Annotated in this window: 11 protein-coding genes; 2 read left to right on the plus strand and 9 right to left on the minus strand. The window is 66.1% G+C overall.

Annotation, left to right across the window (positions count from 1 at the left end):
- Positions 1-182 precede the first annotated feature (182 nt).
- Both whiA and AB0L97_RS13110 read right to left on the minus strand, forming a co-directional pair.
- On the minus strand, positions 183-1589 hold the full coding sequence (gene whiA / locus AB0L97_RS13105) for a DNA-binding protein WhiA (RefSeq protein WP_364428529.1): 1407 nt from the start codon (positions 1587-1589) through the stop codon (positions 183-185).
- 964 nt (positions 1590-2553) lie between these two features.
- Complete coding sequence (locus tag AB0L97_RS13110) at positions 2554-4065, minus strand: hypothetical protein (RefSeq protein WP_364428532.1); 1512 nt, start codon at positions 4063-4065, stop codon at positions 2554-2556.
- A gap of 807 nt (positions 4066-4872) precedes the next feature.
- Here AB0L97_RS13110 and AB0L97_RS13115 point away from each other — a divergent pair.
- Positions 4873-5166 (plus strand): hypothetical protein, encoded by a 294-nt coding sequence (locus AB0L97_RS13115; protein ID WP_364428535.1) that lies wholly within the window; start codon positions 4873-4875, stop codon positions 5164-5166.
- A gap of 398 nt (positions 5167-5564) precedes the next feature.
- A complete protein-coding gene (locus tag AB0L97_RS13120) occupies positions 5565-5816 on the plus strand; it encodes an integrase core domain-containing protein (protein ID WP_364428538.1) in 252 nt (83 codons plus the stop codon).
- 154 nt (positions 5817-5970) lie between these two features.
- Here AB0L97_RS13120 and AB0L97_RS13125 read toward each other — a convergent pair whose 3' ends face one another.
- The 7 genes from AB0L97_RS13125 to AB0L97_RS13155 form a co-directional block, all read right to left on the minus strand.
- Positions 5971-7062, minus strand: coding sequence for a Fic family protein (locus tag AB0L97_RS13125; RefSeq protein ID WP_364428541.1), 1092 nt, complete (start codon positions 7060-7062; stop codon positions 5971-5973).
- Between the two features lie 116 nt (positions 7063-7178).
- Positions 7179-7439 carry a hypothetical protein gene (locus tag AB0L97_RS13130; RefSeq protein WP_364428544.1) on the minus strand — a complete coding sequence of 87 codons (261 nt, stop codon included), beginning with the start codon at positions 7437-7439 and terminating at the stop codon, positions 7179-7181.
- Positions 7440-8444 carry a hypothetical protein gene (locus AB0L97_RS13135; protein ID WP_364428547.1) on the minus strand — a complete coding sequence of 335 codons (1005 nt, stop codon included), beginning with the start codon at positions 8442-8444 and terminating at the stop codon, positions 7440-7442.
- Positions 8441-9346, minus strand: coding sequence for a hypothetical protein (locus AB0L97_RS13140; protein WP_364428550.1), 906 nt, complete (start codon positions 9344-9346; stop codon positions 8441-8443). Before AB0L97_RS13140 ends, AB0L97_RS13135 begins: the two co-directional genes overlap by 4 nt.
- A 179-nt stretch (positions 9347-9525) precedes the next feature.
- Positions 9526-9912: a hypothetical protein gene (locus tag AB0L97_RS13145; protein WP_364428553.1), complete on the minus strand. Its 387-nt coding sequence runs from the start codon at positions 9910-9912 to the stop codon at positions 9526-9528.
- Between the two features lie 1285 nt (positions 9913-11197).
- The gene (locus AB0L97_RS13150) at positions 11198-11545 is read right to left on the minus strand and encodes a hypothetical protein (protein ID WP_364428556.1); all 348 of its coding nucleotides are present in this window, start codon (positions 11543-11545) and stop codon (positions 11198-11200) included.
- Positions 11546-11863: 318 nt separating this feature from the next.
- The coding region (locus tag AB0L97_RS13155) for a zinc-binding dehydrogenase (protein WP_364428559.1) at positions 11864-12511 on the minus strand (648 nt) is incomplete at its 5' end.

The raw sequence follows: 12511 nt of genomic DNA on the forward strand, positions 1-12511 counted from the left end.
ACAGAGCCGAAGAAGCCGCAGTCCCCGCACAACCAGTCGCAACGAGGCAGTTCGCAATGACGTGCTCGACTCGGGTCTGGCCCGGACCTGGCCGAGCGTCATCGACCACCTCATCACCTCGATACCCAGCGGTAGTGGCAGTTTCCGCACGCCGATGCGCCCCCCGCATGCTGGGCGCGGTGTCATTCGGGGAAGTCGAGTCCGGCGACGAGATCGAAGAACTGTTGGTCGATGACGCCCCAGACCTCGACCTCGATGCCCTCGATGACTCCCCGGTACTCGATGGTCCCACCCGTGGACGGTGGCACGACGCGGGACAACCCCAGCAATTGTGCCCAGGCCTGCACGATCTCCGGGACCTGGGCTTCGCTGTAGTCCCGGCCGGCGGTGGTGCCGGAGACCGCGAGCGCGCCGGTGTCGTCGGTGACGAACAGCTCCCAGTTCAGCGGTGCGCACCCCGCCCGCTGACCGACCTTGTTCACTACGGCCTCGACACCCAACTCGATCATCCGGCCGAAACCATGACCACCGGCCGCATCACGCCACGACGTCACCGCCCCACCTCCTGTCCACATCGAGGGCTGCCGACCTGGGCCGCAGCAACCTACCGACTGTGAGACTTCGCTGAAAGATAACCACTGCGGTGATCGGCAGGATGTTTGGGTCGTGTCGGGTTGCGTGGTGTGACGCTCGGCCAGGGCGATCAGCCGCCGCAGCCGCCCGGCGACGGTGCCCTTCGACAGGGGTGGGCTGGCCAGTTTCCCCAGCGCGCCCATCCCGGCCTGCGGATGTTGCAGCCGCAGGTGCGCGATGGCCGCGAGGTGGTCGGGGACCCGGTCGCCGAGCACCGCGAGCGCCGCCCGCACGGCCGCCACCTGGGTGGCGGCGGCATGCTGGGCGCGTCCGGTGTTGGCGGCAGTGAGCTCCCGCGTCGCGGAGTAAGCGCGGATGCGGCGCCGGTCGTCCCAGCGCACGCGCATCCGCTGCGCCGCCCTGGGTGCGCCGATCGCGGCCAACGCCGTGGCGACCGCATCGATCCCGGCCAGGGTGACCTGCTCGGCGCCGGTTCGCTCGTGGTGACGCACCCCGGCGACGGCCCCTACCCGCCGCAGTGCCCCGGCGACAGCCAACGCGACCGCCAGGGTGGGACAGGTGATCTGCAGTCGCGGCACCGGGCCGGTCAGATGAACAGTCCCCGCGGCCAAGAACCCCGCCCGTGCGATCGCCGCGGCGTCCTGGTCGAGGCGGGCGATCACCTCCGGCGGCAGCCCCTGCACCCGACGCCCACCCCGGCGGCGGTCGAGCAGTCCCAACCGAATCCGCACGCCGGTCGCCTCCGCCACCCGCACCTGCCACCGCGCCCGCGCCCGCGGCTCGATCACCGCCACCCGCCCCGGCGTCTTCAGTTGCGTACCCAGCAGCGTGCACACCCGCCATGCCGCGGCCCGGGAACCGAACGCGAGCACACCGTCGCCGGTCGCGAACCGCACCAGCGTGACCAGCTCGACACGATCGGTGTGGTCGTCTCGCGGTGCCGCACCCAACTCTAGGGCCGCTATATCGGTTACCGATCGGAAATCGTCATCCACACCCCTCACCGTGCCAGCACACCCCCACCAGCCCCGTCACCAGCGCGGCGCGGGCGGGCGCCACACATCTCGCGGCCGCAGCGCAACAGCAACCGACGAGTGATGACCCGACGATCCGGAATGACGATCAGGCCGCCACCGGGATCCACGGGTGCCGTTGTATGCGTTGGTTTGTCGCTGGTTCACCGGTTGCGCGGGAGGCCACGACGAGCAGCGTGCTCAGTGGCCGTTGTTGCCAGACGTGGGCAGTGCAACCCGGCGGCCGAACCGCAGTGAGCGCCTACGCTGCACCCGAGCGGCCTGCCAGCGAGGCGCCGACGCGCTCGAAACGTTCCCGGACCGGCCCAAGAAAGCCCTGGCGACGGCCGGGAGAAAGAGAGTCCGAAGTGAATATCCTGTCGATTCTGTCGCTGCTGCTCAGCGCCGGAAGCAGCGTCCTGTCCCTCGGCAGCAGCGGGCTCTGACTGTAACCGACGATCCGACCCTGCTGGCGCGGCGCCCTGCGGACCGGCCCATGGTCCGCGGGGCGTTCACGACCACCAGGGTTGCCGGACTGATGAAGCCTGCCGCAGTCCCAGTCAGCGACTCGCGGGCGACCGCCGAGCCGTTCACCTTCGCGCCTGGGGTGGGCACTGCTCGCGCTGGCCCAGCATCGAGAAGCCCGAGTTGATGTGTGGCCGAACGGCTCGACGCCTTGGACTCAGCCCCTCACAACTTGGTTAAGGGCCGCCCGGCCACCAAAGACGTGAACACCTCGCCGCACTGAGCGATACGAGCGGGCCGCGCCTGCCAGGTCCGTGCCTGTCCTTCGGCCGCACGTAGCCGTGGTTCGACGAGAGGCCCGGGGAATCCGAACGGGTGTTATCCCGACTGTGCCCCGGCCTACTCGACTCTGTCTCAACACGTGTTCACAGTCCCTCAGAATTCGGGCACCGACGCCACGGGCGATCGCTGGGAGTTCGGGTTATGGGCGGGTCACCTCGGTGGCGTGGAGGTTGCGCAGGGCGCCGTCACCGGCCTCGTGCTGGGAGGGGTAGAGCAGTTGCACGGCCACGGTCAGGGGTGTGCCGGGCTCGATGGTGTGGGTGTCATCCGGTGTGGTGATGACGACCGATCCGTCGGTGCCGTCCTCGAGCACCTTGTACCACTGGGTTTGCTGGGGATTGATGCGGGTTCGGGGCGGGACGTCGAAACCGATCTCCCACCACACCACCCGCTGCTGGTGGGCGGCCAGAGTGAGTTCGTAGCTGATGACCCAGCCCTTCGCGTCGTCGGGCCAGGTCTGTGGCCACTGCCCGACGATCACGGGGGACACGGTGACGGGCGGCCGATCGACCTCGGTGGTGACCGAGCCGGAGTGCCGTTCGGCGGTGTTGGCGCGGGAGGGTGAGGTGACAAGGCTGGTGCAGGTGAGCCTGCCCTCGAACTGCGGATCGATGGTGCCGGTCAGGTGGATGGTCGCTTTGCCGCCCTTGGGCAGGTCGATCGGCATGTGCAAGCCGTCGCGAACCGAACCGGTGCCGCAGACGGCTCCGTTCTCGGCCTGGCAGGTGACTTCCAAGTCGGTCAACTCTGTCGGGACGGTGGCGTCCAGCACGGCGTCGGGGGCGTCGTTGGGGCCGAGGTTCTGCACACCGATGGTGTAGGTGATCCGATGCCCCGACTGCGCTGTGCGCGGGCCGTGGATCTCCAGCGGCATTTCCGCGGGCAGGGTCACCTTAAGGTTGCGGATGCGGTGGGAGGCGGTCGCGGCGCCGGTCCCGGCGGCAAAGCCCAGTTTGAAGGTCTGCGGCACGGGTGGCTGACCGTCGGCGCCGGCGAGATCGAAGTCGTTGATCAGCAGGGTGCCGTTCGGGTTGGTTTTGTCGGCGTGGCGCACGGTGAGCCGGCCGCCGACGATGGAGACCTGGATGTGGGCGCCGCGCTCCCAATCCGCCCGGAAGCCACCCGGCACCGCAACGCCGGTGAGCCACCTGAACCCTTCCCGCAGGTTGCCGGCTCCGCGCACCCCCAGAGTGTTGGGCCGTTGCGCACCGCCTCCGGTACCGGCCAGCGGTGTGGCGAAGTTCCCGTAGTTGTCGAAGCCGACGCCGACGAACCCGGCGGTGACTCCCGGCGCGACGATCTGCCCCGACCCCGTTTTCGTGACGGAGTAGCCGAGTGCGGCGCCGATACCGCCGGGCTGGGTGGTATGCGCGCCGTCGATCACGTAGACGCTGAAGCCGTCGCCGAGGCCAGCTGCTCCCTCGCAGGAGTAGTCGAAGTCGATGGTGACCCCGAGCGTGGAGGAGAACGGCTGATCGAGGAACGCTGTCCCGGCTTGGGAATTGGTGTTGGGGGTCAGCTCCAGGCTGCCGCCGTGCAGCCGCGCACTGCCCAGCAGTTGCCAGTGCGGGTTGGTCACGGTGTCCTGGGTGAACGATTCGATGATCGGGAACTGCGCCTGCTGGATGGTGACCGGTGCATACGTCGTCATAGTCGAATCCTCTCGGGGGGCGGATATGCCAGGAGATGGGCGATTGCGCCACGCGGGTCGGCTCCGCCGCGGGTCCGGCGAAGCCCCGGTCTATGAGGTTCCTTGCCGAGCAGCCAAGGGCCACACAGTCGACTGTAGGAACAACCGGGCGCGACCGATTCACCTCTTTCGAATGAACCGGGGCAACCACCGGCCCTCACTCTGCGGCTTCGCGGGTGCAGGGCCGGACCGAACCCCTGGCCGGGTGGACCGGCGAAGTCGTCGGTGCAGCCGTGATCCGCGAAGCGGGTGTGTGATCCGAGGGGACCACCCAGCGGTCGGCTCCGTCACCGACGGCGACGAGGGAGGCTTCAGCGGGCGACCGAGTTCTGCGATACCGGAGAGCGCGTGTGCGGTGCAAGTGCGCCGCACACGCCGCCACCCAGGGCGTCATGCGAGAAGGCGTCCTGGGCGGGTAGGGAGGCGAGTCGCACAGTGCTCCCTCAAACCGGTCGCCGGACGATTGAAGGGAGATCCGACGACACACCCACGATAACACCGGCCAGTCGGTTTTAATCTCGGCGTCCCCTCGCCCAGGGATCCCGATGTCTGGGGTATCGCCTGCGCGTTCCCGGGGCGCCACACTCGAGAATCTGCGGTGACGCCAGCGCAGGTCCTGGTGGCGCACCCCGCGAGAGATCCGGGCGACCGCGACCCCACCGGCGGCCCATCAATGGTGCTGTGGCGTTGCGGTTGTCCTGGTCGGGCACCGCGTACGACAGATCTCACTGAAGTGCGGCGGAACGCAGGATCGACTGACAGATCGTTGTGCAACTGGGCAATCAATTGTTCCGGTTCACCACCGGCCGCAGTGACCGCCTGCGCGGCGGGTGGGACGAACGCCAGAGCCAGATGGTGGGCGGCGAATCGCCGGTCCGCGTCGAGCAGCTGGATCGGTTCCTGGCCGGCGACACGGGCGCAGGCAACGCAGCAGCCGACGCATCGTCGGCGAGGAATGAGGACACCTCGTTGTCCAGCAGTTCAGTGAACGCCAAGTCGCCGGCGTGTCCGGTCTGCCTCGCCAGGTTCTCCATGGCCTGCAATGCCAGCGACTCGGCATGAAGCGACGCCGTCAGCGAGGCCAGATGCCCGACATCGGATGCGGTCGGTATCGCGTGGTGAGAGGAGATACCGCCCCTTCCCCGGGCCGATGAGACCTCCCCGAAGGCATGGTGATCCCTTCTCCAGATCGATCGTCCGGCGTTTCGGCCGCAGTCCCCCCTGGAGCAGCCCGTGAACTTCGAGTGTCAGACAGCGGCCGAACAACCGTATTTGCTACCGCTGCGACGAAGAAGGTTGTCGGGAGGTTTTTTTCGACAGTTCCGGACACGGCGTTAGTCAATAACGCGGTGAATATGGCGGTCCGGGAACGGAAAAGATCCCACGGCGCTATATTACATGCCGACCACGGCACTCAGTTCACATCCTGGTCGTTCGGAGAAAATCTCCGCAGACACAATATGATTCCCTCGTTCGGAACCGTGGGCGACTGCTTCGACAACGCCGCCATCGAAGCGTTCTGGGGGCGAATGCAAACCGAACTGCTGAACACCAGGAAGTGGCCCACGAACCTTGAGCTGACCATAGCAATGGCCGACTGGATCGATAATTTCTACAACGCCGAACGCCTCCACAGCTACCTCGGCCACGTCAGCCCCGACGAGTATGAGATGCTGTGGCACGCCACCCAACCAGAGTCTCAACTCTCGTAAGAGCGGCTCGCTCTCCGGGGGCCGGATCAGTTGGTCGCTTCATCGGGGACCGCTCACGACGAATACGAAGCCAGCCCCCATCCACCGGTTCCAACCGGAACCAGGTAATCCGCTCTCGGGCGGAAGCTCAAACTAACGAACTACAACTGTCGTGTTATGGCTGGCTGCCTCGGAGTCCTTCCACTACCATCCGACATTTCTCGATATCGAAGATTCCGCCTAACCAGAAGTCTGATAGCTGGTGGCCATGAGCCTGGTAGAGACTGTGTTCGCGCTCCAGGCCGAACACTTCGATAGGGTCGGCGGTGACACCGAGATGTTCGAGGCGATTCGCGCGTTCACCGAACGCGTCGCTCCCCGCTCGAACCATGTCGGTCCACTCTCCGGTTGTCGAGAAAATGTCTTTCTCGAAATCTGAAAGTGCGCTCGGGGGTAGCTCATGGTTTTCCAGTGACCAGTTCATCAGGATTCGGGACGAACTTCCGTTGTAGTCCCCCCAGGGGTGGATGGAGATGTAACGTCGCTGGAGTTCGGCGGCGAGCTGGTAGGGGTCGGTGCCGGGCAGTTTGCGATCGACGTTGTACCAGTCCGAGAGGGCTTGAAGTTCACCCTCGATTGCCTTCGGCGGGATTCGGTACTCGACCGCACTGTAGTCCGGCCACAGGGGGACGGTTCCTTGCGGCATGTGTTCCAGATAGGGATTCGCCTCGAACGCAGCTAACTCCCTGTCGGTGAATGGTCTCTCGCTGAGGGCTACCCGCCTGCGGCGACTAGTGACCCCACCGATGTGGGGCTTAGTGAACTGCGATATTCGCCGGTGGAGTTCGGTCATGAACGGCACGGTCAACTCTTGATCACCGTAATGGCGGGCGAAGGCGCGGGCATCCAGATAGCCCGCCCAATCCCTCTCACCGAACGTCAGTTCCGGGCGCGGGTAGCGGGAAAGCAGGGCTACCTGATGGGCCGGCTCGTCGATGAACAAGCTCGATTCCAGCGCACGCTGGGCCGGTGTGTGCAACCCCAACTCCGCCGACCGTTGATCAATCATCCCCGGCAGCCCGGCAACGTTGTGTGAGAAGGGCGGCGTCGTGATGTCGGTAGTGTCGGGGTTCGACGGTCGCTCGTCACGTCCGGCTTCCCTGCGCTCGGGCAAATCACCGACGTGCGTCGATTCAACCTCGGATCCCCTGCCGTGCCGTTCCAGCCATTTCGCGAGCGTCGCGTCGGCATGCGTCGTTGTCGACACCGCAGACCGAAGACCGTCCGCGGTGCTGGAGAATGGGTGCGCCGCTGCTCTCGCGACGCCCTGTATGTTCGCACTGAGCCTGTCGCGCACGGCTTGCAACACTCTACTTATCCGGCTCACAGCACCGCTCGATCGATTACATCACCCATCGAGCAAGTCGTAGGTGTAGTCGGAAAGCGAGCGCTCGCCGACCGCGCCGCTGCTGTGATCGTCGCCAGGTCGACCTCGCGCCGCGGCTGCCGCAGCACGGTCACCGGGCACCCCTCACGCCGCAGAACGATGACGAGACCAATTGCTTCAGCGTCGTTGTCGCCGATGACGGCACGCGCAGCGTGCAGAGCGGCCGAGATCTTGCTGGTAGTCGACTCTTGCGGCATCTACTCGCCTACCGCATCGGCGTCGGGAGGGAGAGGATCGATGCGTTCGCGCATCGGCCGTTCGACCTCCGCCAGTGGCGACAATGCGCGCTCTGCCAGCCGCATCGCGGCCGGTAGATCGCCGCGCCCGTGATGGGCCTTCGCGATGAGCATCACCGACGCGGACAACTGCGCGAGTAACAGCGTCTCGCGCGCCGTGTCGTGGGCGGTGGCCGATTGTTGAGCCAGCACATACGCAGTCCGCGCAAGACTGGCCGGAGGGGCCCCGTCCGGCCTCGGGCGGGGACCGCTGCTCCGGGCCATGCCGGATCGGGCAACTTGCTCGGATGCGGTGGCCAACGGGCCACCGGAGGCGGGTTCGGAGCGCAGCGACCAGATGGCGAGAACTCCGGCGACTCGGGTGGCCGACCACTGCCAGCTTTGGCGATCTGCTGCCTCGGTAAGCCGTAGGCGGTGATTGAACTGTGCGGCATCTACCAGCGCTCGCTGCCACATCGCCTGCGAGGTCAACAGGATTGATTCCCGCTCCCGTCGGCCCATAATGCGCACATGTCGCCACTCCGCCGCCGCCTCCAACCGTGCCTGTTCGCTGGAGTCCCAATCCAGGCGCAGCACCTGCAGCAGGCAATCGCCACCGAGTTCTGCGTCCGATATCTCTGGTCGCAGAAGCGTTGTCCGCGGATCGCGCAGCGAGAAACCGACGACAGTCGAATCATTCGCACCGAAGCGTGGCTGCAACATCATTCGCGGCGTGCGCAGCCGACGGACGAACTCTCCCTCGCTCACGCTAGCGACCGCTGCGGCCCGCACGATCCTGCGCAGCAGATCGAATTCGGTTGCCGGGTCGGCATCGCGGCGTTCGGCATGCGCGAGTTCATGCTCCGCGCCAAACGGACCCCACGCGAGAAGACCATCTGCGGGCACTATCCCATAGAGCCCTAACCGGTCGGGTCTGCAACGACCATCATCGTGGTGGCGCGGCTGGTCGTCCTCGTAGAAGCTCATCGTGAGTCCGCCGCTCGATCGTGGCGCCCGAGCACATCGCTCAGCCCGCCGACCACTGGCGCGCATCTCGCACGCGAATGCCCGCTCCTGCTGTGCCAGCATCCCTTCGGCGTAGCGCAGATCGTCGGCGTGTAAACCGGAAATTCGGCCACGCCGAGCAGGTCCGGTAGCCCTCGCGGACTGCGTTTCGGTGGCGCAACGACATCGAATACGGTCGTCGGTGCGGCAGCGGCGCTCGAGGCCAAGACGTATCGCGTGTGGCTTTGCGCTTCGGCACTCATCGCCCGTTCCCCCAAGAGATCATGCGAGGCTGCGGCGAACCAGTCGGTCTGGCCGTTGGCGCCGTACCCGGTGTGCGCGACAGTGACGGTCGCGTAGTGCAACAGGGTTGCGGGATTCGGCAGGTCAGCGTTCGCCGCAATCTCAGCGCCGACCGCGGCGCCGATCTGATTGACCAGCCTCGGGATCTGTCCTAGAGGGTCGGCGCTGATAGCGCCGACGAGTTGACCGACTGTGTCCGCCGCGGCCTGGGTCTGCTCCGTGGTCGGCGCGGGAGTGCGTGGATCTACTGCCTCCGCCAGGCGCTGCGAGACGGTTTGCGCGGGTGCTTGGTTCACCTGGCCGGCCGGATCAACCGTGACATCCGACAGCAACACCGTATTGGCTGCCTCGGTTACCGTGTGGCTCCATACCCCTGCCAGGCTGCCCGCCGCCGTGATCGGGTCCCGCAGGTCGGCCTGCGCCGCGAGTCCGGCTGCCGTGCGCAGCGCCGCGGCATGACCGGGGGCATCGCATGCCAAATCACCCGCCGCGCAAAACTCGCCCACTCGCCCGGCAAGGGCACCGAAGTCGGTGCCCCGGTCGGCAATGCCGCCGCTGCCCGGGACCGGCGACAGCCGCACATGTGCGGTGTGTGTGCCGTCTGTGCCCGGCGGGGCACTCGGCGACGCCTGGCCCCCCAGACTCGGTGTCGGCCCTGTCCCAGCCGGTCGGGTGGGATCACTCAGCAGCGCAATCGCGGCCACTCGATCTGCAGGCACCGGACCGATACCTGCAGTGGTGTCCTGCGCGAAACCGGACACTACCGCGGCGCCGCCGGAATATCCCGCGGCGCGATCTGCGTGTGTGGGCAGCGGTCCACGACCTCGGCTGCCGTGGCGTCCAGTCGAGCGGGGGCCTGATCAGTCGAGGAGGCGAACGGGTCGGTGGCCGGTCCGGCGCCCAGCACACCACCGAATGACGTTGGGTAGGGAATGTAGACGCGGTCCACGCTCGCTCCCTCAGCGACTATCGGAGCGAACAGCCGGCCGAGCATTCCCGAATCCGCAGTAGGGGAGGCGGTCGGCGACGACTCGGAGGTGCCCTGCACGCCCAACACCAGCAGCACCGGGCAGCCGGGCAGCGGGACGGGGCCTTCGTCTGCGGCCGCAGCGCCAGCGCCCGTCGCCATCACAGCGGCGGTGGTCACCGCCACCGCTCCCCACTCCCCCGGCTCGTGCACTCGTACGGCAGCGGCGATGCCTACTCACGCACTCACCTCCACAACTGCGCAAGCGCAGGCTTCGCGCAGCGACCTGGATACTGCCGAGCGCCACACTGGACTCGGCCACGATCCGTACAATGAAACGTCGCAATGGAGTTCCTCTTTCAACGATCGAAGGCATTGGTAGATAGACAGCGCAGAAGCGACGGACTCCCAGGAGCCGGCCCGCAGCGTTAGGGCCGGATCCCACCAAGCCGGTCGATCGCGCCGAACGAGTGCAGAATCGCGATCCCGTTCGCCAGGATCGACAGGCCGCTCGAGACGAGATTCGAAACTGCGTAGGCCGAGAATGTCCATGAGTTAAGTATTCCTTTCATTACTGACGCACGAAGGCTATACAATCGGAATAGTGGCCGCCTGATATGAACTGATGACATTTCACAGCGAGCTTCAGTGGTCGCACGGCAGTGAATGGAAGTAAACCTCGTACACGTGCAGCGCACAGCGCAGCAACGGCGCACGCAAATTTCCCACCGCCCCCGGCGAATGTCAGCCCTACACATTCATAAACGAGCAGATTCCCCACAGCAGCTACCGCCGGGATGTCCGACCGAATACTGAATGTTCGGTCTGCAAGTCAGTCTTCGGTAGCAAGATGTACGTGTCAACGCTCTTTTGGGTACCCACTTTGTATCACATTCTCCAGAAAGACACCCAGACCGTCAGCGCCACCGACATATCGGCAATTTCACCCACGCTGGGTACATTTTATGTCGAATGTTGGCTGCATTCAGGTGATCACACAGACCTGCTCTACACTCGCACCGCCGGCGACAAAAGGGCCGGCGTCGCCTGCGATCACCCGCACCAGCCTCAGTTGCCGGACACCGGAAGGAGTGGAACGCATCGTATTGCAATATCGGCGCGCTGCCGAACGCCTCGACACGTGACGGTGGCCGCCACAGTTGTAAATAATCGGCTACGGCGGCAATTGACCGCTAGAGAGTTGGACAGATCGAACCCCATACCCTCCACATCACGACTGGATGGGTCCGCACTCCATGCTCTACCGGCAGCGTCCGCGTCGATAGGTGACCGACAGCCGACGCAGACGCGCTAAATGCCCCGATCGAGTTGACAACCGCTCAGCAATCTCCCACACTTCCTCGACCCAGCTCCTTACCTGTCCATATTGTGCGAGAAAGCAACAGGTTCAGACATCCGCCCCTACGGTAAAGATACATACGTAGGCCACCCTGAGCCAGAGCCTTCAGCGAGATAGTCCCCCGGAACGGTGCGCCCCCGGTGGCTGCCGTTGCGGATGGACGCCCCGCCGTCGCGCCGGATCGCTCGCCTTCACCCGGGATATCGCCAAGGTGATCGTGCGACCGCCGGGCCGCCCATAGTCCAGCGGCACAGCGACGTTCGCGCATTCGCCACCGGCCTTGTCCAGGTTCTCGACACCGCACGGCTTCCACTCGAGCGGCTGGTGATAGAAGCGGTCCAAGTCGTTCGGGTGCGAGTCGCCCACCGGATCGGCCCGGCTGTACGCGGGCGCGGCGAGCAGTGCGGACACCGCCACAATCGACAACGAACGCCAGAACGGATTCGTGGACAACGAAATTCGCCTCTCCGCCGGAGCGAGCACATAGGTGGATGCGAAAGAACCGTATCGGATCTGCGCTCGCCACGGCGGCAACGCCTTCCCCCGCGCGGCGTGGTCGGATCGAGGCGTCCATTCATCTCGTCCGGCCGCGACGGGGCGGTACGGGTCCTCACGCCCACGGCCGAACGACCCCATGACCGGCGGAACCGACGAAGCCCGGCTCGAACGAATCGAGCCGGGCTTCGTCGACCGATCTCACGGCCCCGCGGTCTCGGTGGATCCGGAGCGCATTTCGTCCGAACGCTGTCGGAGCACGCCGAGCATCGACGATCAGAATTCGCCCATGACGCCGAGAACGGTGCGCCCCCGGTGGCTGCCGTTGCGGATGGAGTGCAGCACCCGCTCCACATCGGTGATCGGAGCGTAGTTCTCCAGGGTCGAAAGATGCTGCGGTCGTAGTTCTTTGCCGAGCTGGGCCCACACCTCCCTGCGGCGCTCGATCGGAAGGTTGACCGAATCGATGCCTTCCAGGGTGACGCCGCGCAGAATGAACGGCATCACCGTAGTGGGCAGTTCCGCTCCGCCGGTGAGCCCGCTGGCCGCGACCGCGCCGCCGTAGCCGATGGCGCTCAGCACGTAGGCCAGCGACGCGCCGCCGACGCTGTCCACGGCCGCGGCCCACCGCGCTTTGGTCAATGGCCGCGGCTTGGCGTTCGGGTCCTCCGGCAGCCTGCCGATCACCTCGTTCGCACCGATCTCGCTGAGCAGATCGTTCGCGTCGGTCTTGCCGGTGGAAGCGATGACTTCGAAGCCGAGGCCGGAGAGAATGTCGATGCTCACGCTGCCGACCCCGCCGGTCGCGCCGGTGACCAGCACCGGGCCCGCGTCCGGCATGAGGCCGCGATCGAGCAGGGCCTGCACGCTCAGGGCCGCGGTGAACCCGGCGGTGCCGAGCGCGGCCGCGTCGCGCAGGCTCAG

This window comes from Nocardia sp. NPDC051911 (assembly GCF_040681035.1).
GTDB lineage: Bacteria > Actinomycetota > Actinomycetes > Mycobacteriales > Mycobacteriaceae > Nocardia > Nocardia sichangensis.